Source organism: Bacteroides sp. AF39-16AC, from assembly GCF_003602735.1.
GTDB classification, from domain to species: domain Bacteria; phylum Bacteroidota; class Bacteroidia; order Bacteroidales; family Bacteroidaceae; genus Bacteroides; species Bacteroides uniformis.
On the sequence record NZ_QTLN01000011.1, the window covers coordinates 112,267 to 137,680 of the forward strand.

Genomic DNA, 25,414 nt, shown 5'->3' on the forward strand with positions numbered 1-25,414 from the left:
TGTAACTTGTTATGGTGAAAATTAATAAGACGAATGCAGCGCGGCTGCTCGACAAAGCCAAGATAGCCTATGAACTCATTCCCTACGAGGTGGATGAGAACGATTTGAGCGCCGTACATGTAGCCGCCAGTTTGGGCGAGGACATCAACTGCGTGTTCAAGACACTGATTCTTCACGGCGATAAATCCGGTTACTTTGTCTGCGTCATCCCAGGTGAGCACGAAGTGGATTTAAAATTGGCGGCAAAGGCATCGGGCAACAAGAAGTGCGACCTCATTCCGGTTAAGGAACTTTTACCTCTGACGGGTTACATCCGCGGAGGCTGTTCGCCCATCGGCATGAAGAAGCCTTTCCCTACCTATATCCATGAAACGTGCCTGCGGTTTCCGTATATCTATATCAGTGCCGGACAACGCGGTTTGCAGCTTAAACTGGACCCGAAGGATTTGGTAAAAGAAGTGCATGCAGAAGTTTGTGTTCTTTTTAATGAATAAATCTTCTATTTCTGCCGAGATATTTTAATTTTATAAGGAAATATTCAATAGAATTTATATATTTGCAGGAATTATTCAAGAAATCAATCCAATTACTAATTCTAAAAACTAATTTTTATGTTCAACAAACACCCTAAAGGTCTGATTGCCGCATCCTTTGCTAATTTGGGCGAGCGTTTCGGCTTTTATACCATGATGGCCATTCTTGTACTTTTTCTGCAAGCCAAGTTCGGACTGGATGGAAAAGAGGCAGGTTTGATCTACTCAACATTTTATTTTTCTATTTACATTCTTGCATTGATAGGTGGTATTATTGCCGACAGAACCCGTAATTACAAAGGTACCATCTTTGCCGGTATTGTCTTGATGGCGGTAGGTTACTTGATGCTGGCCATCCCGTCTCCTACACCGGTTGCCAATAAGACCTTGTTTCTGGTGATTACTTGTGCAGCCTTGTTTGTCATTGCTTTCGGAAATGGTCTTTTCAAGGGAAATCTTCAAGCGCTGGTAGGGCAGATGTACGACAATCCCCAGTACTCCAGCATGCGCGATTCCGGTTTCTCCTTATTCTATATGTTCATCAATGTAGGTGCCATCTTTGCTCCATTTGCCGCAGTAGGCGTGCGTAACTGGTGGTTGTCCACATTCGGCTACAATTATGATGCCGACCTGCCTGCCCTTTGCCACGGACATCTGGCTGGAACGCTGACTCCTGAGGCTGTGGACACTTATAGTGCACTGGCAGCCAAAGCCACTATTTCCGGAACGCCCGTAACGGATATGACGGTATTTGCCAATGAATATCTGAACGTGTTTACCACCGGTTTCCACTATGCGTTCGGTGTAGCTATCCTGGCTATGGTTCTCTCTTTGGTAATTTTCGTCATCAACAGAAAGAAATTCCCCGATCCCAGCAAGAAGGTGGCTGCAAAAGCGGGCGACGCCACTATAGTGGAGATGAGCGCACAAGAGGTAAGACAGCGCATGTATGCATTGTTTGCCGTATTCGGTGTGGTAATTTTCTTCTGGTTCTCGTTCCATCAGAATGGGTTGACACTGACGTATTTTGCCAAGGAATATACAGATTTGAATTTGTTCGGCATGGCTATTTCCGCTGAGCTGTTCCAGTCTTTGAATCCGATTTTCGTGGTGTCTCTGACGCCGGTTATCATGGCTGTCTTTGCAGCACAGCGTGCCAAAGGCAAAGAGCCTTCCACTCCGCGGAAGATTGCCATCGGTATGGGTATTGCTGCCACTGGCTTCCTTATAATGGCTATCGGTTCTTATGTAAGCAACTTGCCGATGCACAAGGATATTATCGCTCTGGGTACCTCTCCGGTGAAAGTGACTCCGCTGTTGCTGATGGTTACTTATCTGATATTGACCGTTGCCGAGTTGTACATATCTCCGTTGGGCATTTCATTCGTGTCCAAGGTGGCTCCTCCCAAATACCAGGGTATCATGCAGGGCGGTTGGCTGGGTGCTACTGCCATTGGTAACCAGTTGCTTGTTATCGGTGCTATCCTCTACGAAAGTATCCCTATCTGGATGACGTGGACGGTATTCGTAGTAGCGTGCTGCATTTCCATGTTCACCATGCTGTTCATGCTGAAATGGCTTGAAAAGGTGGCGAAGTAATCGGAAACGAAAGATAAAACTAAAGGCTGCGCAATGTTCGTAATGAACTGCGCAGCCTTTAGTTTTAGGAGGGGTTTTAATGCCGGGGTTCAGATGTCCAGCCCCATGATATAGTCGTTCATGTAATATCCGTTTCCTATCGGGAAATCTCCCTCGCGAAGTTTCCGCATTCCCATATGTTCGTAAAACTGCAGTGCCTTGTTGTTACGGTTCACATTCAATTCCATCAGACAAGGGCCGGGATGCACTTTCTTGATGTACTTGATGGCTTCGCGAAAGAGGAAACTGCCGCAATGTGCACCCTGGTAATAGGGGAGCACATAAATCTTTTGCAGGTGGAATAAATCTTCTCCTTGCTGCTGTACGGACACATAGCCCGCCGCTTCACATTCTTCGTAAGCCAGGAAATAGACGTGGCCTTCCTCTTCCATTTGTTTACGGATATTGTCCAATGAATACATCCATTCCATCATGTAGTCGGTCTGCTCGGGAGTAAGGATATCCTTATACGTGACGGGAAATATTTGCTGCGCAAGTTTCTGAATCAGTGCGCAGTCTGCTGTCGTTGCTTTTCTTATGGTAAACATATCGGTTGTATTTATACTGTTTGGGGTGTAAAGTTAAGCCTTTTTTGTGAAACAATCGTTATCTTTGCAGACCGTTACCGAACTAACTAATTCTGATTTTAAAAATTATGGCATTTACGAGCAACATTATGATTGTCCGCCACAGATTGCTGAAGGAACTGGTAAAGCTGTGGAATAACAACGAACTTGTGGATAAAATAGACCGGCTGCCCATCGAGCTGAGTCCGAAGAGGTCCAAGCACGCGGGACGCTGCTGTGTGCACAAAGAGCGCGCGGTGTGGAAGTACAAGTCATTGCCGCTTCTGGGACTCGATATGGAGGATGAGACGGATGAGTTGACCCCCTTGTCGGAGTACGCTGCCCGTGCACTGGACAGAGCGGAAAATGGCAGGCCGAAAGACAACATCATGTGTGTGATTGACGAGGCTTGTTCGGCATGTGTGCAGATTAACTACGAGATTACGAACCTCTGCCGCGGATGTACGGCACGCAGTTGCCAGGTGAATTGTCCCAAGAAGGCAGTGCACGTCAAGGAGAGCGGGCAGGCATGGATTGACCATGATGCGTGTATCAGTTGTGGCATCTGCCATAAGAGTTGTCCCTACCATGCCATTGTTTATATTCCCGTACCTTGTGAGGAAGCTTGTCCCGTGAAAGCCATCAGTAAGGATGAGAAGGGGATAGAGCATATTGACGAAAGCAAATGTATCTATTGCGGAAAGTGTCTCAATGCATGTCCATTCGGAGCAATTTTCGAAATATCGCAGGTGTTCGACGTGTTGCACAGAATCCGCAAGGGTGAGCAGGTGGTGGCTATCGTGGCTCCGTCCATCCTGGGGCAGTTCAAGACGACTATTGAACAAGTATATGGCGCATTGAAACAAGTCGGTTTTACGGATGTCATTGAGGTGGCTCAGGGTGCGATGGATACCGTCAGCAACGAGGCGCACGAGCTGATTGAGAAGCTGGAGGAGGGTCAGAAGTTTATGACGACTTCCTGTTGTCCGTCTTATATAGAGTTGGTGAACAAGCATATTCCTGCCATGAAGCCTTACGTGTCGGGCACCGGTTCGCCAATGTATTATGCTGCCCGCATTGCTAAAGAGAAGTATCCGGATGCGAAGGTGGTCTTCATAGGTCCTTGCGTTGCCAAGCGCAAAGAGGCGCAGCGCGACGAGGCGGTGGACTTTATCATGACTTTCGAGGAGGTGGCTTCCGTGCTTGCCGGGCTGGATATTCAGATGGAGCAGGCAAAGCCCTATTCCATGAGTTTCACTTCTGTGCGCGAGGCGCATGGTTTTGCGCAGGCAGGAGGCGTGATGGGTGCCGTGAAAGCCTATCTGAAGGAAGAGGCAGATAAAATCAATGCCGTACAAGTGGCTAATCTGGATAAGAAGGCTATCGGTGCGTTGCGTGCTTATGCCAAGTCGGGCAAGGCTCCGGGGCAATTTATTGAAGTGATGGCTTGCGAGGGCGGTTGTATTACCGGGCCATGTTCGCATAATGAAATAACTGCCGGAAAGCGCCAGCTGACGCAGGAGTTGGCAAAGAGAAAAGAGACATATTAGCCCTTTGTCCGTTTATATGAAGCATTTGATTGACAAATTGCGGAGCAATCGCAGGCTGGATGCCGAAGAGTATAAAGCCTTGCTTCTTAGCCGGGACACAGCCCTTGCAACCTATTTGCAGGGGCAGGCTCGGGAAGAAACGCTTGCCCGCTTTGGCAATAAAATCTTCATTCGCGGACTGATTGAGATAACCAACCGTTGCCGCAATAACTGCTACTATTGCGGCATACGGAAGGAGAACCGGAACATAACCCGTTATGAGCTGACGCAGGAGGAGATTCTTTCGTGTTGCCATGAAGGCTATCGGTTGGGCTTCCGTACCTTTGTGCTGCAAGGGGGCGAAGCGCCGGCGGTGAAGGATGAGGGGATGGTGGAGGCAGTTGCCGCTATCCGGCAATCCTTCCCGGATTGTGCCATTACCTTATCCTTGGGCGAGAAATCGCGGGAAGCTTACGAACGTTTCTTCCTGGCAGGTGCCAACCGCTATCTGTTGCGGCACGAAACCTGCAACGAAGGGCATTATCACCGGCTTCATCCTGCGGAGATGTCCCTTTCCCATCGGTTGCAATGCTTGGACTGGCTGAAAGAGATAGGCTATCAAGTGGGAACCGGAATCATGGTGGGCAGTCCTTACCAGACGGTGGACCATTTGGTAGAAGACATTCTCTTCATCGAACGGTTTCAGCCGGAGATGATAGGCATGGGACCTTTTCTTCCACATCACGATACTCCGTTTTCCTCTTTTCCGTCGGGAGATATGGAGTTGACGCTGAAGTTGCTTTCTATCTTCCGGTTGATGCATCCCGCGGCACTGATACCTGCTACCACTGCCCTGGCCACACTTGCTCCGGACGGACGGGAACGGGGAATATTGGCTGGCGCCAATGTCGTGATGCCTAATCTTTCGCCTTCTCATCAGCGGGCGAAGTACTCCCTCTATGATAACAAAGCTTCTGCGGGTGCCGAAGCGGCAGAAGGTTTGCTAAAATTGGAGGAACAACTGAAAGGGATAGGCTATGAGGTATCAAGAGAGAGAGGAGATTATGAGAATGGAGAATTGACCGTTGATAATTGATAATTTTCAAATCTTCATTCTTTATTTTAATTACCAATTATCAATTTACGAAGTGTATAACATAAAGTCAAGACAAGCAGAAGAATTCATCAATCATCAGGAGATATTGGATACATTGGAGTATGCGCAGGCAAACCGCAACAACCGTCCGCTCATCGAAAGTTTGATTGACAAGGCTGCTTTGTGCCAGGGGCTTTCCCATCGGGAGGCGGCCCTACTGCTGGAATGTGACGAGCCGGAACTGGTGCAGCGCATCTATCGTCTGGCACGTGAAATCAAACGGAAATTCTATGGCAACCGCATTGTGATGTTTGCCCCGCTTTACCTTTCCAACTATTGCGTGAATGGTTGCGTCTATTGCCCGTATCATGCCAAGAACCGTACCATCCCCCGCAAGAAACTCTCGCAAGAGGAGATACGCCGCGAGGTTATCGCCTTGCAGGACATGGGGCATAAACGCCTGGCGCTGGAAGCCGGAGAAGACCCTCGAAACAACCCTATCGACTATATCTTAGAGTCTATCCGCACCATCTACAGCATCCACCACAAGAACGGGGCCATCCGCCGGGTGAATGTCAACATAGCCGCCACTACAGTGGAAAACTATCGGTTGCTGAAAGAGGCAGGTATCGGCACTTATATCCTTTTTCAGGAGACTTACAGCAAAGAGCATTACGAAGTCTTGCATCCCACGGGACCGAAAAGTAATTATGCCTACCACACCGAAGCGATGGACCGCGCTATGGAGGGTGGCATCGACGATGTAGGTATCGGTGTATTGTTTGGTCTGAATACCTATCGCTACGACTTCGTAGGATTGCTGATGCATGCCGAACATCTGGAAGCTACCTTTGGCGTAGGTCCGCATACCATCAGCGTACCGCGCATTTGTCCGGCAGATGATATTTCGACCGAGGATTTTCCCGATGCCATCTCGGATGAGATGTTCTGCCGTATTGTGGCGGTTACCCGCATTGCGGTGCCTTATACGGGAATGATTATTTCCACCCGTGAGTCGGAAGCCGTACGCCGTCGGGTGCTCGAACTGGGCGTTTCGCAGATAAGCGGCGGTTCGCGCACCAGCGTGGGAGGCTATGCCGTGCCGGAAGCCAAAGAGGAAGATTCCTCCCAATTCGATGTGAGCGACCGGCGCACGCTGGATGAAGTGGTGAGTTGGCTGCTCGACCTGGGGCATATCCCCAGCTTCTGCACCGCCTGCTATCGCGAGGGACGTACCGGAGACCGCTTCATGTCGCTCGTCAAGCGCGGACAGATAGCAAACTGCTGCCAGCCCAATGCACTGATGACATTAAAAGAATATCTGGAGGACTATGCCTCCTCCGAAACCAAGGAGAAGGGCATACAGCTGATTCGTGAGGAGATGGAGCATATCCCGAACCCCAAGATACGGGCGATAGCCGAACGTAATCTTCAGGAGATAGGGGAGGGGAAAAGAGACTTTAGATTTTAGATTTCGGATTTATGAATAATACACCTCGTTCCAACCGCCTGCACATTGCCGTCTTTGGACGACGAAACAGCGGAAAGTCCAGCCTTGTCAATGCCTTGACCGGGCAAGACACGGCATTGGTATCCGCAACGCCCGGCACTACTACCGACCCCGTGACCAAAGCCATGGAAGTATATCCTTTGGGCCCGTGCCTCTTTATCGATACCCCCGGTTTTGATGACGACGAAGGCGAACTGGGCGGTATGCGCGTGGAGCGTACCTTAAAGACGGTGGAGAAAGCAGACATCGCCCTCTTGCTTTATGAAGCTGACGGAACGCTGGAACAGCAATGGCTAAAGCTGCTGGCAGCGCGCGAAATCCCCGTGATACTGATACTGAATAAAGCCGATTCCCGTCAAGACACCGCTTCCGTGGTTCTTCGGATTGAAAAGGGGTGCGGGCAGGCTCCCGTTGTGGTCAGTGCCAAAGAGGGTACCGGCATTCAAGGCATTTTCGATGCTATCCTCGAAAAGCTTCCCGAGAATTTTGGTGAGCAGACTATCACGGGCAATTTGGTAAGTGAAGGAGATGTCGTCCTGCTGGTGATGCCCCAGGATATACAAGCCCCCAAAGGTCGTCTCATTCTTCCGCAAGTGCAGACCATCCGCGAACTGTTGGATAAAAAGTGCTTAGTGATGAGCTGCACCACCGACAAGCTGCAAGCCTCCCTGCAAGCCCTTGTCCGTCCGCCTAAGCTGATAATCACAGACTCTCAAGTGTTCCCCATCGTCTATCAACAAAAGCCTGCCGAGAGTAGTCTTACTTCCTTCTCGGTTCTTTTTGCCGGTTACAAAGGAGACATCAATGCCTTTGTAGAGGGAGCTGCCGCTATTCATAGCTTGACACCCCAATCGCGTGTACTGATAGCCGAAGCCTGCACCCACGCCCCGCTGACCGAGGACATCGGCACCGTCAAAATTCCCCGCCTGCTACGAAAGCGCATCGGCGAGGAATTGCAGATAGACTTTGTATCTGGAAATGACTTTCCCAGAGACTTGTCCCGATATGATTTAATTATCCATTGCGGCGCTTGCATGTTCAACCGGAAGTACGTTCTCAATCGTATAGCCCATGCCCGCGCACAGCACATCCCCATAACCAACTACGGAGTAGCAATTGCGAGTCTGACCGGTATATTGGATAAAATTGTTATCCATCGGTAAATATCCCTCTCCCTCTTTGTTCATGTTACTGATGTAATAGAGTAGTGTGAACTACTTTTTTTTTGTTAATTATACTTAATATAAGGTACTTTGTAATGCAAGGTACTGATATAATACATATATTTGTGCCATACAAGGAACAACAATAGAATGAATGAGGACACTCATTACTCTATTGCGCAGCAAAATAGTAAATCGTAAATTGTCAAATAGTAAATACCATTATGGATGTAAACAATGTAAAGTCGCAAATGCGCAAGGGCATGCTTGAATATTGCATCATGCTGCTGCTTCACAAGGAGCCGGCTTACGCTTCGGATATCATTCAGAAGTTGAAAGAAGCCAGACTGATTGTAGTGGAAGGTACACTTTATCCGTTGCTCACCCGTCTGAAGAACGACGACTTGCTGGGTTATGAATGGATTGAGTCTACGCAAGGTCCTCCACGTAAATATTACCGGTTGACGGAAAAAGGAGAAGTCTTTCTCGGTGAACTGGAAACATCCTGGAAAGAGTTGAACGAGACGGTGAATCACATTAGCAATTCTTGAAATGACCACAGAGAATATGTCGCATTCGCCGAATGGTAAATAGTAAATCGTAAATAGTCAAATTGTAAATAAATAGTGTGTTATGAAAAAGACATTAACTGTAAATTTAGGTGGAACCGTTTTCAATATTGATGATGACGCATACCGTCTTTTGGATAATTATCTGAGTAATCTCAAGATGCACTTCCGCAAGGAAGCAGGTGCCGACGAGATTGTAGATGATATTGAACGCCGTATTTCCGAACTCTTTGCCGAGAAATTGTCGGCCGGTTCGCAAGTAATCACGATAGCCGATGTGGAAGAGGTGATTGCCCGCATGGGAAAGCCGGAAGATATGGAGGCGGAAGGAGAGAGTGCTAGTGCCGATTCCGGCAGCACGAGTGCCGGGGGCGGCTATGGTGCCGGTGCTTGGAACAGCAATACCGCTTATGGCACTACACGCCGTCGTCTATACCGCAATCCGGATGACAAAATGCTGGGTGGTGTCATCAGTGGAATGGCTGCCTACCTGGGATGGGATGTAACTTTACTTCGACTGTTACTGCTTGTCATCTTGATTTGTGGGGTAGGGACATTGATACCGGTCTATATCGTGTGTTGGCTGGTTATACCGGAAGCCCGCACAGCAGCCGAGAAGTTGAGTATGCGTGGCGAGGCCGTTACGGTGGAGAATATCGGAAAGACGGTGACGGACGGTTTTGAGAAGGTTGCCAATGGGGTGAATGATTATATGAGGTCGGATAAACCCCGTACTTTCTTGCAGAAGTTGGGAGATGCATTGGTGATGATTGTCGGCTGGTTCTTGAAAATCTGTCTGGTGATATTCGCCATTATTTGCAGTCCGATACTGTTTGTGTTTGGAGTGGTATTCGTGGCGCTGTTGTTTGCTGCGATAGCGGTGGCTGTTGGTGGTGGTGCAGCTCTCATTTCCCTTTTCCCGATGGCTGATGTGGTACTGCCTACTTCTCCGCTGTCTGCCATTGTGATGTACATTGCAGGTATCTTGTTGGTAGGAATTCCTTTGGTCAGCCTTGTGTGGGCCATCTTTAGCCAGATATTCAAGTGGCAGCCGATGAACTCCGGCTTGAAGTGGACGCTGGTTATCCTTTGGATTGTAAGTGCAGCTTGCTTCGGAATCTGTTTTGCAGTGCAGGGGGCTACTTTCCCGGAATTGGGTATCTTTAATTTCTGAGAATAGTAATTTCTTTTTTAATTGATATCGTGTTTGTGGAAATCAGATTTCTATAAACACGATATTTTTTTATTGGGTGTAATTGGTTGTTATACAGTGAAATATTGCGTTTGGAAAAGGCGTTTTTTAAACGTTCGTTTAATGAACGCAAAGATAACGTGTATTTTTGAATCTCGCAAAATGTTTAATAAAAATATTCTATAAATTTCTTTTTAGTGAGTATAATACTTTGTCAGTAAGCCTATTGCATTGTATTTCTCTAACTTCTTCCTTTTACTAATTTTTAAGTAATCTTCCCTCTTTAATTTTCTTAAATATTGACGTTCAAAAAACGAACGTCTATTGAACGCTTTTTGCTTGCAATAGATTCGTTTACAGCATTTTACCTGTCAGGTAATGAATGACTGCAAAAAATCTGTTGACAAGAAGGGCATAAAGCTTGTCGTATTCTACATAAAGTGTCCGCAAGTAATTGAATTTCAAGTGTATGCAAGAGGTTCAAAGCCCCAGGAGAACACCCTTGTCTGAACAAAAGCATAAAATGGGAATAGAGAAAGAGGCCGAAATCTGGTATGCTATGCGTGCCACCTACCGCAGAGAACCGGATGCCATGCGTCTGCTAAAGAAAGAAAATTTGGGCTGTTTCATTCCTATGCAATACAAGATATGTATAAAAAAAGGGAAAAAAGTCCGTGCTCTGGTTCCGGTCGTTCATAATCTGCTTTTTGTCCATGCCCGTCCTTCCGATGTGCAGCGTGTCAAGTCTCAAGTCACTTATCTGCAATATATCACCGATACCCGCAGTGGGCAGAAGATTATTGTCCCAGACGGTCAGATGCAGCGTTTCATTGCCGTATCCGGCACTTACGATGATCATCTTCTTTATTTTCAACCGGATGAATTGAACTTGTCCAAGGGTACCAAAGTCCGGATTACCGGCGGTGAATTTGAGGGGCAAGAGGGGATATTTCTGAAGGTAAAGGGCGCACGTGACCGTCGCGTGGTTATCGAAATACAAGGTGTCATAGCTGTTGCCATGGCCACTATCCATCCCGATCTTATAGAAGTAATCGGCTGAACTTTAATTTTTAATTCTATAATTGCTTATGTCTCTTTCCGAAGAAGCAATCACTCTTCAGCGTGCTGCGCACGAACTGATGTATTTGGGTATGGACGGCAGTCCCGTCTATAGCGATGACTTGTCACGGCGGAACGGTGAGGTCTACCGTCTTACCATGGCTTTGTACCGGTCGGGTGTAAAAGGCACTACCATCGAAGAGCAGGCAAATGTCTGTCTTGCCCTTCTTATGGGTTACAGCGCCTCTTTTGTGGACCATGGCGAAAAGCAGCGGCATGTCCAGAAAGTGCTGGACTGTTGTTGGGATGTGCTCGATGCCCTTCCCGCTTCCTTACTGAAGCTCCGTCTGCTTACCGCCTGCTACGGTGAAGTGTTCGACGAGTCTTTGGCCGACGAAGGCCGTTCCATCATCGCCTCCTGGGATTCCTTATCACTTACTCCCGAACAGCAGGAAGCGATTGATGAGTTTCAGAATGTGACAGACAATCCCTATCCGTGGGAATATATCGATGAATAAAACTTTTCATTATAATGCTTAACAATAAATCCGTATTGATTACCGGAGGAACGGGTTCCTTCGGAAAGAAGTTTGTGGAAACCATCCTCCGTGATTATCCGCAAGTAAAGAAAATCATTATTTACTCCCGCGATGAGCTGAAGCAATTTGAGCTGAAACAGAAATATCCCGGTCATAAGTATCCGCAACTGCGTTTCTTTATCGGTGATGTCCGTGACCTCGAACGCCTGACGCGGGCTTGCGAAGGAGTGGACGTGATTATCCATGCAGCCGCCATCAAGCAGGTGGATACCGCTGAATACAATCCCGAAGAGTGCATCAAAACCAATGTACACGGTGCGCAGAATGTGATAAAGGCTGCTCTTGCCACCGGTGTACAGCATGTGGTGGCCCTTTCTACCGACAAGGCATGTGCCCCCATCAATCTTTATGGCGCCACCAAGCTCACTTCCGACAAGCTGTTTACTGCTGCCAACAATATCAGCGGTTCCAAGAACATCAGGTTCTCCGTAGTCCGTTATGGCAATGTGATGGGTTCCCGCGGTTCCGTAATCCCTTTCTTTATCAACAAGCGTGACAACGGGGCGAAGGAACTTCCCATAACCGATATGCGCATGACCCGTTTCAACATTTCGCTGGAAGCCGGTGTCGCTTTGGTCATGTATGCCATCGGACATCACCTGGGTGGTGAAATCTTTATTCCTAAGATTCCTTCCTATCATATCCAGGACGTGGCTACCGCCATTGCACCCAATCTGCCGCAGGTGGAAGTGGGCATCCGTCCGGGAGAGAAGCTGCACGAGGAGATGATTACTGTAACCGATGCTCTTGATACAATCGATTTGGGCAGATATTATGTCATTCTTCCTTCCGTATCTTTCAAGCACAGTCGCGAAGAGTTCATCAGACATCACAATGCAGTACCCGTTCCCGACGGTTTCCACTACAGCAGTGACAACAATACGGAGTGGGAGACAGTAGAGACTATGCGCGAGAATATAAAGAAATACGTTGACCCTAATTTCGAGGTGAAATGATAAGCAAGCCTATTCCATACGGTCGTCAGCATATCACAGATGAGGATATCCGGGCAGTCATCGATACCTTGAAAAGCGATTACCTGACACAAGGTCCCAAAATCAAGGAATTTGAAACGAAATTTGCCGAATATGTAGGTGCACAATATGCCGTAGCGGTGAACAATGCCACTTCAGGGCTTCATCTTGCAGCTACCGCACTGAATGTAAAGCCGGGTGACAAGGTGATTGTCACTCCCATGACCTTTGCTGCCAGTGCCAACTGCATCCGCTATTGTGGTGGCGAGGTGGTATTCTGTGATATTGACAAGGATACTTACCTCATGGATATCCGTAAACTTGAAGCCATGCTTAAAGCTTCTCCCCGCGGTACTTACAAAGGTATTGTTCCGGTTGATTTTGCAGGCTATCCTTTGGATCTGGAAGAGTTCAGAAAGCTTGCCGACGAGTACGGCTTGTGGATTATCGAGGATGCCTGCCATGCTCCCGGCGGCTATTTCATGGACAGTAAAGGCAAGAAACAACATTGTGGTAACGGTTGTTTTGCCGACTGTGCCGTATTCTCTTTCCATCCCGTGAAACATATCGCTACGGGTGAGGGAGGCATGGTGACCACCAACAGCAAGGAGCTCTATGACAAGCTTTGTCTTTACCGTACGCATGGCATTACGAAAGACCCTGCTTTATTGCACGAGCATCATGGTGGCTGGTATTACGAGATGCAGGAGTTAGGGTATAATTACCGTCTGACTGATTTTCAGGCTGCCTTGGGTATTTCTCAGCTGGAGCGTGCGAAAGCAGGTCTTGAACGCCGCCATGAAATCGTAAGACGCTATAATGAAGCATTTTCCGGAATAGATGGCATCAAGACTCCATTCAATGCTGCCGATGTCTATCATGCTTATCACCTTTATATCATTCAAGTGGCTGACCGCTTGGGTCTTTATAATTATCTGCACGAGAACAATGTCTATGCGCAGGTTCATTATGCTCCGCTTCATCTGATGCCTTACTATCAGCAGTGGGGCAATAGGAAAGGCGATTTACCTATAGTAGAAGAGTATTACGAACATTGTCTGAGTCTTCCGATGTATCCCACGCTGACGGACGAGGAACAGGAGTATGTGATTAACAAGGTTATAGAATATATAAAACAATGATTACTTCCATTTCTATTGAAGCTATTGAAAAGCAGCTTTTGCAGCAACTTTCCTCTTTTTTCTTCTTGAGTGAAGAAGATGAGATGTTAATAAATATAAAAATGGGGGGGTAATTTCTCGTTGTGAATATTGTTTTTCCCGTACGAAAAATAAGTATTACTCATGCGACGGTGAGACATACTTCAACCCTTATCAAAGTGCACAATATACAATTTTTCTCTATTTTTTTGCTAACACCATTTCTCAAGATACTGATAACCGTTTATTGGCAGATAAGTTGTATTATTTGAATAAGATAATGAATGGGTGTGATTTGTATCATGAGGTAAATCTTCCTCATTATTTTACGTTGGATCATCCGGTCGGTAGCGTTATGGGACGGGCTGAATATGGTGAAGGATTCAGTTTTGGGCAAAATTGCACGGTGGGAAACAATAAAGGAATTTATCCGGTTTTAGGTGAAAATGTGCGGATGTGTGCAAATTCTTCTATTATCGGTAACTGCCGGATAGGTGACAATGTGATTATCGGGGCAAATTCTGGTGTGAAAGATGAGGATGTGCCGGACAATTCAATTGTTTTCGGGTATTCTCCCCATTTAATTATAAAGGCTAAACGATGAAAAATATCTGTATTATTCCTGCCCGTGGCGGCAGTAAACGTATTCCGCGTAAGAATATCAAAACCTTTATGGGCAAGCCTATTATTGCATACTCCATTGAGGCGGCTTTGCAGAGCGGACTTTTTGACGAAGTAATGGTTTCGACCGATGATGAAGAGATAGCGGAGATAGCTTGCGGATACGGGGCCAAAGTTCCTTTTATGCGCAGTGCTGAGACCTCGAATGATTATGCCGGCACGGCCGATGTAATTCTTGAAGTTTTAGAGATGTATAAAGAGCGAGGCAGGGAATTTGATACAGTTTGTTGCATTTACTCGACAGCTCCTTTTGTCACTCCTGAAAGGCTTCGGGAAGCATACGGAAAAATGAATTCGGAAATTGATTCCGTTTTCACTTGTGTGGCTTATTCCTATCCTATACAGCGTAGCCTTCATATCGTAGACGGGAGAATCGGTATGGTTTATCCCGAATACATGAATGCACGTTCCCAAGATTTAGAGCCGATTTATCATGATGCCGGTCAGTTCTATTTTTCTCGCATAAACTCCTTTGTAGAGAGCCGAACCTTTTGGGGGAAGAACACAGCCGGACTGGTACTTTCCGAACTCGAAGTGCAGGACCTCGATACGCTGACTGACTGGACATTGGCGGAAATGAAGTATGAGTTACTTCATAGATGATGTAATGCAGAAAATCTATTTCCGTGCCGATGCAAGCGCTACCATCGGCTACGGTCACTTTATCCGTACTCTGGCTTTGGCCGATATGCTGAAGGACGATTTCGATTGTACCTTCTTTACTTGCCATCCTACCTCATATCAGGTGAGTGAGATGGAGAAGGTATGTCCTTTCATCCCCTTGCAGGAAGAATCGCATTATGATGATTTCCTTTCCCATCTGCAAGGTGATGAAATCGTGGTGCTCGACAATTATTTCTTCACTACCGATTACCAGCGTGCCATTAAGCAAAAAGGTTGCCGCCTGGTGTGTGTGGATGACATGCACGACAAGCACTATGTGGCAGATGTTGTGATTAATCATACTTTGACTGACTCCGGACTTTTTGATGTGGAACCTTACACTAAACTTTGTTTGGGATTCGACTGGGCATTACTGCGTAGACCGTTTATAGAAGCTGTAAACAAACTCTGTTCTTGTGCAAAACGTACAGAAAGTATAACCATTACTTTTGGTGGTGTGGATTCCTTTGACTTTACTGGCCATTACATTCGTGAAGCTATGCAATTGCCTACTGTCTCAGCCAGATAACTGCAGTGGTAGGTGATGCTTATCAACCTCAAAAGCCGAGGGTACGGGATAGGCGAGTGTCTTATTGCTCCAATTTAACAGCTCAACAGATGGCCGAACTTTTTTGTGCTTCCGATTGGGTGATCTGTTCAGCAAGTACTGTAAGTATTGAGGCCATTGCTTGTGGTGCCAAGTTGGCTGTAGGTTGGTATGTAGATAATCAGGCTGATTATTATTCACTGTTAACCTCTACTGGAGGAGTTCTTCCTTTAGGAAATATTAAGGATAATCCCATACCTCTGACATCTTTAGAGATTGCTGGGGTTGATAACTTGCAGATAAAGAGTGGTATTCGTGAACGCTATATTAATCTGTTTGAAGAATTGGGAAGAAATGTGCATTGACGATGATCGCATTCTTTTCGGAAAAATTCTCATAATGGACAATTGATGCAGGAATAGAACAGATAATTTTAATTATTTAGCAATTGAATGATACAAATAGACAAACAAGCGGTTTATAAATATCATGGTTATGTTTTCCAACACTTCTCTATTTTGTCGGAAGAACTCCTAAAGCAAATATTGGATTGGAGGAATACTTTTGAGATAAGGCAGTTTATGTATAATACAGATGTAATATCTCTTGAAAATCACTTGAATTTTACGAAAACCCTTGCTCAACGAGAAGATTGTTACTATTGGTTAGTAACAAAAGATAATGTTCCCTATGGAGTCTTCAATCTGACCGATATAGACCATGAAAGAAGAATCGCTGAATTAGGCTATTATATGGCACCTTCCCAAATGAAAAGTGGAGGGGGGCTTGATTTTGTTTATACTATCATCTGTTTTTCTTTTGAGGTTGCAAAATGTATAAAACTGGTAGGTTCAATTGATATAAACAATACCGATGCATTGTTATTGGATGAGTTTTTAGGCTTTGTTTTGGGTGATACGGTGGAATCCGACGGATGTTGTCATAACCGGAAATTCATTGAATGGGAGCTTTCAGAACTTCATTATAGAAGTACTACAGTATATAGAAATGATATACGTAAATTGGTCCGCTTTATTAGAGATAAACGCAAATAGAGAATCATGTTATCAAATTTTCATTTTCACCATATAGGATACGCTGTTACCAGTATTGAAAAAACAATGTATTATTACATTGATGGGGGATATTCTTGTTCATCTGTGATATTTGATCCAATACAGAATGTAAATATCTGCTTCCTTACAAAAGAAGGAGAGCCTATGATTGAACTTCTTGAACCTGTTGATGAGAATTCTCCAATCAATAAAAATCTTGAGAAGAATGGAGTTTGTCCGTATCATTGCTGTTATAGTGTAGAAAATATAGAAGATGCCATCGCACGGCTTCGTAAAATGAGGTTCATGGTGGTAAGCTATCCGGCAGAAGCAGTAGCTCTCAATAATCATCGGGTAGCTTTTCTCTATAATAAAGATATCGGTTTAATTGAATTATTAGAACAAAAATGAAATTCTTTATTTTTAGAAACAATACGCTGGAAAATATCTTCGGCACAGACGAAGTGGAGTATTCTGGTTACGAAGATATATCATATATACCTCAAAATACATCTTTGTATTTGTGGATGTATCAAATACCCATAAGATGGAATCAGAAGCAACTGGCTGACGAAATTGATGCATATATTAGAAAAATGCAGCTTGTTTTCTCGCAGGTTCCACAAGGGAAAGAATTTGTAGCATTCACATTGGTAGACATCTTTCCTACGAGATTTACTGATGCCAATTTTATTGTAAGGGAGGCTATCGTCCGGTATAATACCCAACTGTATAATATGGCTGGAACGAATGTAAATTTTAAGGTGATTGACTTTTCTGAGTTTACTTCCCGTTATAGGTCAGAGGAATTGATTGGATGGAAATTCTATTTTATTTCTCAAATGTATATATCTTCTAAAATTACCAGTGAATTTGCTACATGGGTAGACTCTAAAATACAGAATATAGCTTTAAAGAGAAAGAAATGCCTCATTCTTGATTTGGATAATACTTTGTGGGGTGGAGTCCTTGGCGAGGAAGGCATTAATGGTATACAAATTGGCGGGGACTATCCAGGTAAGGCATTTTTATATTTTCAGGAAGCGCTGTCTGCGTTAAGTAAAGAGGGTATTATTTTATCTGTTTGTAGTAAGAACAACGAAGAAGATGTATTCGAAGCTTGGGAGCAAAATCCGTTTATGGTTTTAAGGAAAAAAGATTTTGTTGCTATTCGTATAAATTGGAATGACAAGGCTTCGAATATCGTGGAACTGTCTAAAGAGCTGAACATAGGTCTTGATAGTATGGTGTTCATTGATGACAATCCGGCAGAGCGTGAATTAGTAAAACAGACCTTGCCTATGGTGGCTGTCCCGGACTTTCCAAAACAAGCATATATGTTACCGCAGTTTTTCATGCAATTAGTTCGTGATTATTTTGAAGTTTACGAAATTACCGGTGAAGATAAAAAGAAGACGGAACAATATAAGGCAAATGCGGAACGTACACGCGAACAAGCCAAATTCTTAAACTTTGAAGATTTTCTTCGTTCATTAGAAATTAAAATTGAGCTTCAGAAGGTGGACTCATTCAATATATCACGAATTGCTCAGATGACGCAAAAAACAAATCAGTTTAATTTAACGACCCAACGTTATTCTGAAGCTGATGTCAGACAACTTCTGGATAATCAATGGAAAATCTATTGCATCAGAGTTTCAGATAAATTTGGTGATAATGGTATCACGGGAGCAGTTTTCATCGCTGATAATAGTATTGAGAATATATTGCTTAGTTGTCGTATATTAGGTAAAGGTATTGAAACGGCTTTCATTAAATTTGTATTTAAATTGTTGGTTGAGGATGGTGTGTCAGCTTTAGAAGCAAAATTTATTCCTACTCTCAAAAACAGACAAGTGGCTGATTTTTATGACCGGCTTGGCTTTTCTGTGATGCGAGTAGAAGAGGGTGTTAAATACTATATGGCGAATATTGACAAATTAGATTTGTCAATACCTGATTATTATTCAATAACAGTTAAACAATAAAGTTATGATTACGAATGAAGAAATAATGGATGTGATGAGAGCTGTTTTAAAAACAGATGTAGATGAGAATACCTCTCAGAATAATTGCGAAAAGTGGGATAGTATGAACCATTTGAATCTGGTTATAGAATTGGAAGATACTTTCGAAGTAGAGCTTGAGCCTAATGAAATCAGTTTGATGAAATCTTTCTCTGACATCAAAAATATTATTTCAAACAAGTTACAATAAGAACCATTATGGGAAAAACATTTATCATAGCCGAGATGTCGGCGAATCATAATGGTAGCAAGCAGATAGGCATAGAAACAATTCGTGCTGCCAAACGTGCAGGTGCAGATGCTATCAAGCTCCAAACATATACAGCTGATACCATAACGTTGGATAATGATAAAATGGAGTTTATGGCTGATTCTACAAGTGTTTGGGCCGGCATGCGTTTGTACGATCTCTATAAGCAAGCCTATACCCCTTGGGAGTGGCACGAAGAATTGTTTCGTGTGGCCAAGGAGGAAGGACTTATCTGTTTTTCATCACCGTTTGATAAAACTGCGGTAGATTTCCTGGAATCCTTGGGCAACCCCATTTACAAAATTGCCTCTTTTGAAATTACGGATATTCCTTTAATAGAGTATGCCGCCAAGAAGATGAAACCGATGGTGATGTCTACCGGCATTGCCACTGAAGAAGACATTCAGTTGGCTGTAGATACTTGCCGTGCGGCGGGCAATGATGATATTACGCTGTTGAAATGCACCTCCTCTTATCCTGCCCCCATTGAGGAAGCCAATCTGTGCATGATAAAGGATTTAGCCGAGCGCTATGGAGTGAAGTCCGGTTTGTCCGATCATACCATTGGCAGTGTGTCTGCCGTAGTGGCTGTGACACAAGGTGCAACCATGATTGAAAAGCATTTTATTATCGACCGTAGTATTGGCGGCCCCGATGCCTCATTCTCAATGAACGAGCAGGAGTTTGCCCAAATGGTGAAAGATATACGCATGGCCGAAGCGGCTATCGGCTCAGTATCGTATGAACTTACTGATAAGATGAAGTCGGGAAGGGAGTTCTCCCGTTCGCTCTATGTAGCCGAGGATATGAAAGCCGGAGAAGTGATTACAGAGCAGAACGTTCGCTCCGTTCGTCCGGGCTTCGGTTTGCACCCTAAGTATCTGAAAGATATATTGGGAAAGAAAGTAAATCAGGATTTGGAGAAAGGAACGAGATTTGCATGGGAGTTCGTGAATAGTTAGAGGTCATCAAAAAAGAGAATATTGTTACTGCAATTCTTAAAAATAAAACTATCTTTGCGGTAGTCTAAACACTAAAAACATAGTCTATATGAATCGCAAGGAATTGGTGAAGCGTCTGAAATATATGATAAAGAGTGTTGCTCCCAACTCTCAGACTATTCTTTATGGTTCTGAGGCACGTGGAGAGGCAAAACAGAATAGTGACATTGATATTCTGATTTTAGTGGATAAAGATACAGTTTCTCCTATGGAGGAGGATGTCATTACTGCTCCAATATATGATTTGGAAATAGAAACAGGTACTATTATTAGCCCGATTGTGATGACTCGTAAAGCTTGGGAGGCAGCAAAGAGAAAGACTGTATTTTATTATAATGTAATGAAAGATGGTGTGTTGCTGTGATGGAAGAGGATATAAAGCGTGATATTGTCAATTATAGGCGTCAAAAGGCATGTGACTTGATGCATGATGTTGATGTCTTGATAGATAATGAACTATGGAATTCTGCTGTAAATAGGATGTATTACGCTTGTTTTCATATGGTTTCAGCATTGTTGATTTTGCATGGAATTGAAGTGAAAAGTCACATGGGAGTTCGACAAGCTTTTGGACTTCATTTTGTAAAGACGAATTTGTTGTCGTCTGAATGCGGGCGTATCTTTTCTAAAATTTACGATAAAAGGCAGTCAAGTGATTATGATGATTTCAAAGAGTTTACCAAAGATGAAATTGATAATTTGTATCCTCAGATTTCATTCTTGATAAGTGAAGTTGATAGATTGATTACAGAAAAATAGATTTCCTTCTTCCCCTCTTTTTTTAGTATCTTTCATCCCCCTTCGTTAGGAAAATACGAACAGATTTTGTTCCTTTGCAAGTAAACAATGCCCCTACGGAACGAATGACAAATATCACCCCGTTGCTTTACCAAAGCGGGTATGTGACGATAAAGAATTATTCTCCGCTTACACATCTTTATACGCTGGATATCCCCAATAAAGAAGTGCGCATGGGGTTGATGAATTTGGATATAGAATAAAAAAGGGAGCCTTTTACAGCCCCCTATACTCCCTTTCCGCATCGAAGCACGGACAAGCTTTCACCGGATTCAAGTCGTGATGCCCAATAATCAGTGCCCGTGGAAAGATGCGTTTCAACTCGCGTAGCAGTGCCAGCAACGAAGCCTTCTGCTCCAAAGTGCGGGTATCAGCAGGACAGCCTTCGGCATCCAACCCTCCTTCGTAACAGATGCCGATGGAGTGGCGGTTGTGATTGAGGCAATGCGCACCTATTTTTTCCAACGGGCGGCCGCGGTGTATTTCGCCGTTGCGGGTCAGATAGAAATGATAGCCGATGTCACGGAAGCCGCGGTGGTGGATGTGGTCGCGGCGGCAATCCTCAAAGCCCAGGGCCACGCCTTGAGGCGTGGCTGAGCAATGAACAATGAGCAGGGTAATCGTACGCATGGCTATTTGCAAGCGCCCAGACCTAAAGCTCCCGCTATGGCGGTAGCTACGGTGATGATTACTTTGAGGACAATGCCCCACACGGATTTTGACTTTTTGTCTTCACTCATGATGATTGGTAATTGATAATTAGTAATTTGTAATTATTCTCATCCTAACGGATTCTCGCCTTGATCACCGTCACTTCCTCCGGAACCGCCGTCGGAACCACTGCCATCGGGAGCTTTTCCGCCTACGGTGTACAGGGAAGATTCCTTCAGCTGTCCATCCAGGTTGATTTGGGCATTACTCAGTTCGCCGGTGGCACGGGCGCGGAGCTTCAGCCCCTTCACGTTGTTGGCCAGCGAGAAGTCGGCAGCGGATTGCGCCCCTTTCTTGCTGACGATTCCTACGGAGAAGATGGCAAGGTCATCCAGTTTCACGTTCTTGCCGTCCAGAATCAATTCTTTGGTGCAGGAAACCATGTCTGCCAGTACCCCCTTGATGACACCACTCGAATAGGGGGTGTTGTGATTGGACATGTGCTTGGCCAGCTTTTCGATGTCGAAGGTTTCTTCGATTACGGGGCGTGCATACCAGAGGCCTTTCAGCGGGCTATCTTCGCCCGTCACTTGATACTTTTTGTAACGAATCATACAATTAAAATTTAGAAGTTAAAGGATAAAAACATTTGCTGTGTTGAACTCAACGATGCAAAGATAAGGCTGTGGATACGGGCGTTTGCCGGTTTTTGCAGGTTCTCGTCTGTTTGGGTCTGTTTTAGTCGGTTATTTACGCTTGTAAGTTTGATAATGTCATGATTTATAGTTACTTTTGATGAAATATAAATCGTAACTGTCAACTATGGATTCTTTTGTCATACGTACATACGGGCGTACTGAATTGGCCCAAATCTATTGTCCCAATCTTTGTCCGGAGGCTGCCTTCCGCAAACTGAAACACAGGATAGACCTTTGTCCCGATTTGCGTGACGGACTTTCCGCCTTGGGCGGTTCTTCCCGTTCCCGCTCTTATACGCCTGCCCAGGTGCGGCTGATAGTGGCTGCACTGGGAGAGCCTTAAACTTGAGGTTGGGCGGCGTAAAGGTCAGGTTGGGAAGCGTAAACCTGAGGTTGGTACACTTGGTACAGAGGTTCATCCATCCTTTCGCCTCACACACATACGCGTGCGTGAAGCGAAGTGAATGTCAGACTTTGGGTTTCCGGTAGTTTCCCTTGCCATCCACATTTTCCACCAGCCCGTGTTTCTGCATACGTTTGAGCCAGGTGGAGGCGGTTTCCGATTTGATGCCCATCTCTCCGGCTTTCTGCAGGAAAGAGGCCCGTGTGAATTCTTCTTCCATGCTGTCTACCAGCGCATCCCGGTCGGCATTGCCGCGGCTTGCCACTTCGGTGTTGGGCAGGAAGGAGAGGATATGGGTGGTATGCCGGTACAGGCTTTCGGCCAGTGAGAGTACGGCATGGAAGTCATCGGAAGCAATGAGGAGATCCCATCGGCTGACAATGTGGTCTTTCAGATTGTCTGTGGCTGTGTGAGGGTCGGGCGACACGTAAGGCGAGGCGGTGATTTCCCCTTGTTCCATTGCGCGGAGCATGGCCACCACTTCCATGATGCGGCAGATGTTGATGGCTAGACGTGCCACGCTGCTTGACATCTCGTTTCCGTTGGTCAGTCCGGAGCGTACGAAAAGCCGGGAGAAGAGCCGGTTGAATTCATCTTTCTGTCCGTCTGTAAGGTGAAGGGTGAATATTCCGTTCATGACAATGTTTTTCAGTTTGTCCTTCCATTCCATGCCCAGAGCCTTGAAGGTATCTTCAAGATCGCTGTCATTGCGGTCGAACTGGTTTTGCCAATGATGTATGGCAGGCATGTAGTAGAATACTTGGCGGGAAAAGAGCCCGTTCTCAGCAGTGGGAATCAGGGGTTTCACTTGTGAGGGGGTGCCTGACAGAAGTACGGAAAGATAAGTTTTCTTTACCTCTCGGTATTCGTGGTCAGTGCGGCGGTTGTAGGACAGTCGGTCGTGGTCGAAGGCTTTGCGCATGGTGTCGCTCCAGTGTCCGTATTCCGAACCGATGGCGGTGGAGATGGTGTCGGCTTCGCTTTCGCATATCAGTCCGGTACCGTCGGAGTCCATCAGGTTTTGCAGGATGCCGGTTCCGGTGTTGTTGCCCGAGATGAGGAACATCTTGTTGAGAGGCATTACGGGAGTCTCCGTTTTTCCGCGTTCCTTGCCCAGTGTGTCGTATTTTGCTTTTTCGCGGCGGTAACATGCCATACTTTCGTCTACCTGCTCACGTATTTCATCGTGAATGGGTTCGGCAAGCAGGCGTACCAAGGAGAGCACTCCTTTGCCGGATGCAGGTAGGGCTACTACAAAGGTTTGCAGGCAGGGGGACATCATTTTTCCTCCGTAGGAACATCGGACGTGTTTTCCCATACTGGCACCCAATACGGTGATGGCACCCAGTAGCAGTACATCGTATTGGGCGAGGGAGGTTCCGCAGCTCATGATGCGATTCAGGGGATAAGGCCAGTGGAGGTGTTCGTCGAAAGTGGGTAATGGAGACAGTGGTTCAATGCCCGATGCGGACTCTTCCTCGCGTGCGCGTGTGTGTGAGGTAGAAGAGAGGGGTGAACTTTGTGTACCAAGTGTACCAATGGCGGGTGCGGCTTCATGCTGAATTTTCACGCCGCAAAGCTCGGCCAGATGAAAGGCGGTTCCCAGATGCACGTCGTTACGGCCGGTCTTCAGGGCATTGCTGAAGAGCTTGTCGGCTGCCCGTCGGTCGTACTTGGACGACAGGCTGCACAGACTTAAAAAATCATGCCGTCCTGCTTCTCCGCAGTCGGTGGCAATGGCAAATGCCAGTTGTATATATTCTTGATAGGTTGGAGCAATGTCTGCTCCTGCATTTCTGACTGCTTCGGCCAGAAGGTGCAATGAAGATAGTGGTTCCATCGGATTTGGTAATTTATAATTAGTAATTTGTAGTCGGTGATTTGCAATGACTCATCATTCGAAGTTCACAACTTTTCTGAGCAGTGCTTTCGGGTCATGGCAGAGGAAACAGGCGCGTACGAGGTCTTTCCCCGAAGTGTCCACTCCTTTTCCGGGTTGTGTGTTTTCGGTGTCATACATGCAGTGGACGTAGTTCATGGCCCATTGTATTCCTTCTGCAGGATTCTGTCCGTGAAGACAGGGAACAAACGCTTTTACGCCCCGTCCGGTGGGGCTGATGAACACCAGCGCAGGGCATAGATAGGGGTCATCAAACAGTTGTTGCCGTAAGTTTTCCGTTTCTTCTGCGGATTCAAGGTGGTCGATATCGACTACAACCAGGCCGGAGGATTCCGTGAGGCAGTCGCTCCGTCGTCGGGTGAATACGCCGCAGGGGGTGACGTAGGGCAGTGTTTGCTGCTTTAGGTATCGGCAGGCGGTTTCGTCGCCTCGCAGTGCGGCGTTTCTTACAGCAAGTGTCAGTGTGGCAAGGTGTTCATTGGAGGTGATTAGTTTGTACACTTCCTCGAGATTCATAGTCCGCAGTGGAGTCAGCGTGGCGCTTTTTACGTTTTTTCCGGTTGCCGCATCTTTTACGGGTGAGATGGGCGGCATGAATAGCGACATTTTAAGAGTGTTTTTCATCGTATGTTTTTTAAAATTATTGTGCAAAGTTAGGTAACTTATTTCACCCAATCTTTTCCGTATACGGAAAAGATTTTAAGCTGGCTAAAGTATAAATAACAATCTATAACATTATAGAAACTATTATACAATTCACATAACCGAAAATTGACATGAATGAAAACTGTATGCACTCTTCATTGGGTGCTTTTATCGAAACTTTACGTAAAATGAGAAAGATTACTATCGCGGAACTTGCTTTGGAAGCTCATATCAGTACAAAAACGTATATCCATATAAAAAAGGGCTCGATGCAAGACTAAGCGCCTACTTATCGCTGATTTTCTACTATTTCAGGGATTTGGAGGATGAGGAAATCAGGCGGGTGATTAATGGGTGGCTGGATGAATGGTTTAAGGTGAGAAAGAAGGAATAAGAGAAGGTGCCTTGCTCTCAGTCACTTTTATATAAATTATATGATAAAGTCAATTATTCAGTAAGCAGTCAAAAAATGGCTATTGATTGCAACCTCTATCTTCGCTGCGAACA

The 25,414-nt window shown here is 45.5% G+C and carries 32 protein-coding genes; 26 read left to right on the top strand and 6 right to left on the bottom strand.

From position 1 onward, the window contains the following. Positions 1-14: 14 nt before the first annotated feature. A complete protein-coding gene (gene ybaK / locus DW039_RS11215; RefSeq protein WP_034523398.1) occupies positions 15-494 on the top strand; it encodes a Cys-tRNA(Pro) deacylase in 480 nt (159 codons plus the stop codon). Between the two features lie 117 nt (positions 495-611). Beyond that, entirely contained in the window at positions 612-2,132 is a 1,521-nt protein-coding gene (locus DW039_RS11220; RefSeq protein ID WP_005836587.1) for a peptide MFS transporter, read from the top strand. Between the two features lie 89 nt (positions 2,133-2,221). On the opposite strand, the gene DW039_RS11225 is transcribed toward DW039_RS11220, so the two are convergent. Next, entirely contained in the window at positions 2,222-2,719 is a 498-nt protein-coding gene (locus DW039_RS11225) for a GNAT family N-acetyltransferase (RefSeq protein WP_044468610.1), read from the bottom strand. 107 nt (positions 2,720-2,826) lie between these two features. Here DW039_RS11225 and DW039_RS11230 point away from each other — a divergent pair, with 107 nt between their 5' ends. The 22 genes from DW039_RS11230 (at position 2,827) to DW039_RS20925 (ending at position 20,813) form a co-directional block, all read left to right on the top strand. Next, positions 2,827-4,287, top strand: coding sequence for a monomeric [FeFe] hydrogenase (locus tag DW039_RS11230; RefSeq protein WP_005825346.1), 1,461 nt, complete (start codon positions 2,827-2,829; stop codon positions 4,285-4,287). Between the two features lie 16 nt (positions 4,288-4,303). Further along, on the top strand, positions 4,304-5,362 hold the full coding sequence (gene hydE, locus DW039_RS11235; RefSeq protein WP_044468511.1) for a [FeFe] hydrogenase H-cluster radical SAM maturase HydE: 1,059 nt from the start codon (positions 4,304-4,306) through the stop codon (positions 5,360-5,362). Between the two features lie 52 nt (positions 5,363-5,414). After that, positions 5,415-6,833 carry a [FeFe] hydrogenase H-cluster radical SAM maturase HydG gene (hydG, locus tag DW039_RS11240; protein WP_044468512.1) on the top strand — a complete coding sequence of 473 codons (1,419 nt, stop codon included), beginning with the start codon at positions 5,415-5,417 and terminating at the stop codon, positions 6,831-6,833. Between the two features lie 11 nt (positions 6,834-6,844). Next, complete coding sequence (hydF, locus tag DW039_RS11245; protein WP_120381953.1) at positions 6,845-8,035, top strand: [FeFe] hydrogenase H-cluster maturation GTPase HydF; 1,191 nt, start codon at positions 6,845-6,847, stop codon at positions 8,033-8,035. Positions 8,036-8,259: 224 nt separating this feature from the next. Next, on the top strand, positions 8,260-8,586 hold the full coding sequence (locus DW039_RS11250; RefSeq protein WP_005825341.1) for a PadR family transcriptional regulator: 327 nt from the start codon (positions 8,260-8,262) through the stop codon (positions 8,584-8,586). Between the two features lie 82 nt (positions 8,587-8,668). After that, a complete protein-coding gene (locus tag DW039_RS11255) occupies positions 8,669-9,778 on the top strand; it encodes a PspC domain-containing protein (RefSeq protein ID WP_044468510.1) in 1,110 nt (369 codons plus the stop codon). Positions 9,779-10,319: 541 nt separating this feature from the next. After that, the gene (locus tag DW039_RS11260) at positions 10,320-10,856 is read left to right on the top strand and encodes a UpxY family transcription antiterminator (protein WP_044468630.1); all 537 of its coding nucleotides are present in this window, start codon (positions 10,320-10,322) and stop codon (positions 10,854-10,856) included. A gap of 28 nt (positions 10,857-10,884) precedes the next feature. Continuing rightward, positions 10,885-11,373: a UpxZ family transcription anti-terminator antagonist gene (locus DW039_RS11265; RefSeq protein WP_044468631.1), complete on the top strand. Its 489-nt coding sequence runs from the start codon at positions 10,885-10,887 to the stop codon at positions 11,371-11,373. 14 nt (positions 11,374-11,387) lie between these two features. Next, positions 11,388-12,410: a UDP-N-acetylglucosamine 4,6-dehydratase (inverting) gene (pseB, locus tag DW039_RS11270; protein ID WP_022400702.1), complete on the top strand. Its 1,023-nt coding sequence runs from the start codon at positions 11,388-11,390 to the stop codon at positions 12,408-12,410. After that, entirely contained in the window at positions 12,407-13,570 is a 1,164-nt protein-coding gene (gene pseC, locus DW039_RS11275) for a UDP-4-amino-4,6-dideoxy-N-acetyl-beta-L-altrosamine transaminase (protein WP_120381954.1), read from the top strand. Before pseB ends, pseC begins: the two co-directional genes overlap by 4 nt. A gap of 286 nt (positions 13,571-13,856) precedes the next feature. Next, positions 13,857-14,192, top strand: coding sequence for a DapH/DapD/GlmU-related protein (locus DW039_RS21265; RefSeq protein WP_227224503.1), 336 nt, complete (start codon positions 13,857-13,859; stop codon positions 14,190-14,192). Beyond that, complete coding sequence (gene pseF / locus DW039_RS11285; protein WP_009038597.1) at positions 14,189-14,872, top strand: pseudaminic acid cytidylyltransferase; 684 nt, start codon at positions 14,189-14,191, stop codon at positions 14,870-14,872. Before DW039_RS21265 ends, pseF begins: the two co-directional genes overlap by 4 nt. Continuing rightward, positions 14,853-15,461, top strand: a complete 609-nt coding sequence (locus DW039_RS21270) for a hypothetical protein (protein WP_243635025.1) — start codon at positions 14,853-14,855, stop codon at positions 15,459-15,461. The genes pseF and DW039_RS21270 overlap by 20 nt, the downstream gene beginning before the upstream one ends. 89 nt (positions 15,462-15,550) lie before the next feature. Then, positions 15,551-15,844: a hypothetical protein gene (locus tag DW039_RS21275; protein ID WP_243635026.1), complete on the top strand. Its 294-nt coding sequence runs from the start codon at positions 15,551-15,553 to the stop codon at positions 15,842-15,844. Between the two features lie 87 nt (positions 15,845-15,931). Further along, positions 15,932-16,534, top strand: coding sequence for a UDP-4-amino-4,6-dideoxy-N-acetyl-beta-L-altrosamine N-acetyltransferase (gene pseH / locus DW039_RS11295; RefSeq protein ID WP_120381955.1), 603 nt, complete (start codon positions 15,932-15,934; stop codon positions 16,532-16,534). 6 nt (positions 16,535-16,540) lie between these two features. Continuing rightward, a complete protein-coding gene (locus DW039_RS11300; protein WP_009038594.1) occupies positions 16,541-16,945 on the top strand; it encodes a VOC family protein in 405 nt (134 codons plus the stop codon). Next, positions 16,942-18,522 (top strand): HAD family hydrolase, encoded by a 1,581-nt coding sequence (locus DW039_RS11305; RefSeq protein WP_087332517.1) that lies wholly within the window; start codon positions 16,942-16,944, stop codon positions 18,520-18,522. Before DW039_RS11300 ends, DW039_RS11305 begins: the two co-directional genes overlap by 4 nt. A 4-nt stretch (positions 18,523-18,526) precedes the next feature. Then, complete coding sequence (locus tag DW039_RS11310; protein ID WP_009038592.1) at positions 18,527-18,751, top strand: acyl carrier protein; 225 nt, start codon at positions 18,527-18,529, stop codon at positions 18,749-18,751. 8 nt (positions 18,752-18,759) lie between these two features. After that, complete coding sequence (gene pseI, locus DW039_RS11315) at positions 18,760-19,773, top strand: pseudaminic acid synthase (protein WP_009038591.1); 1,014 nt, start codon at positions 18,760-18,762, stop codon at positions 19,771-19,773. Between the two features lie 79 nt (positions 19,774-19,852). Then, positions 19,853-20,176: a nucleotidyltransferase domain-containing protein gene (locus DW039_RS11320; protein ID WP_371413541.1), complete on the top strand. Its 324-nt coding sequence runs from the start codon at positions 19,853-19,855 to the stop codon at positions 20,174-20,176. Next, positions 20,176-20,571, top strand: a complete 396-nt coding sequence (locus DW039_RS11325) for a HEPN domain-containing protein (RefSeq protein WP_034529826.1) — start codon at positions 20,176-20,178, stop codon at positions 20,569-20,571. Before DW039_RS11320 ends, DW039_RS11325 begins: the two co-directional genes overlap by 1 nt. 74 nt (positions 20,572-20,645) lie before the next feature. Then, positions 20,646-20,813, top strand: coding sequence for a hypothetical protein (locus tag DW039_RS20925; protein ID WP_153881107.1), 168 nt, complete (start codon positions 20,646-20,648; stop codon positions 20,811-20,813). Positions 20,814-20,826: 13 nt separating this feature from the next. Here DW039_RS20925 and DW039_RS11330 read toward each other — a convergent pair whose 3' ends face one another. From DW039_RS11330 to DW039_RS11335, 3 genes are read right to left on the bottom strand one after another with little or no spacing between them, the layout of a single operon-like run. Then, positions 20,827-21,240: an N-acetylmuramoyl-L-alanine amidase gene (locus DW039_RS11330; protein ID WP_044468502.1), complete on the bottom strand. Its 414-nt coding sequence runs from the start codon at positions 21,238-21,240 to the stop codon at positions 20,827-20,829. A gap of 2 nt (positions 21,241-21,242) precedes the next feature. Beyond that, positions 21,243-21,350, bottom strand: coding sequence for a smalltalk protein (locus tag DW039_RS21490; RefSeq protein ID WP_005829485.1), 108 nt, complete (start codon positions 21,348-21,350; stop codon positions 21,243-21,245). A gap of 39 nt (positions 21,351-21,389) precedes the next feature. After that, a complete protein-coding gene (locus DW039_RS11335) occupies positions 21,390-21,875 on the bottom strand; it encodes a DNA-binding protein (RefSeq protein ID WP_009038578.1) in 486 nt (161 codons plus the stop codon). Between the two features lie 208 nt (positions 21,876-22,083). On the opposite strand from DW039_RS11335, the gene DW039_RS11340 reads away from it, so the two are divergent. Beyond that, positions 22,084-22,302 carry a DUF4248 domain-containing protein gene (locus tag DW039_RS11340; protein WP_120381956.1) on the top strand — a complete coding sequence of 73 codons (219 nt, stop codon included), beginning with the start codon at positions 22,084-22,086 and terminating at the stop codon, positions 22,300-22,302. 124 nt (positions 22,303-22,426) lie between these two features. Here DW039_RS11340 and DW039_RS11345 read toward each other — a convergent pair whose 3' ends face one another. Both DW039_RS11345 and DW039_RS11350 read right to left on the bottom strand, forming a co-directional pair. Continuing rightward, a complete protein-coding gene (locus tag DW039_RS11345; RefSeq protein ID WP_044468501.1) occupies positions 22,427-24,202 on the bottom strand; it encodes a DUF3987 domain-containing protein in 1,776 nt (591 codons plus the stop codon). 54 nt (positions 24,203-24,256) lie between these two features. Continuing rightward, on the bottom strand, positions 24,257-24,886 hold the full coding sequence (locus DW039_RS11350; RefSeq protein ID WP_196297963.1) for a BT4734/BF3469 family protein: 630 nt from the start codon (positions 24,884-24,886) through the stop codon (positions 24,257-24,259). A gap of 167 nt (positions 24,887-25,053) precedes the next feature. Between DW039_RS11350 and DW039_RS21495 the strand changes: the two genes are divergently transcribed. Next, entirely contained in the window at positions 25,054-25,188 is a 135-nt protein-coding gene (locus DW039_RS21495; protein ID WP_332055714.1) for a helix-turn-helix domain-containing protein, read from the top strand. The last annotated feature ends 226 nt before the right edge of the window (positions 25,189-25,414 follow it).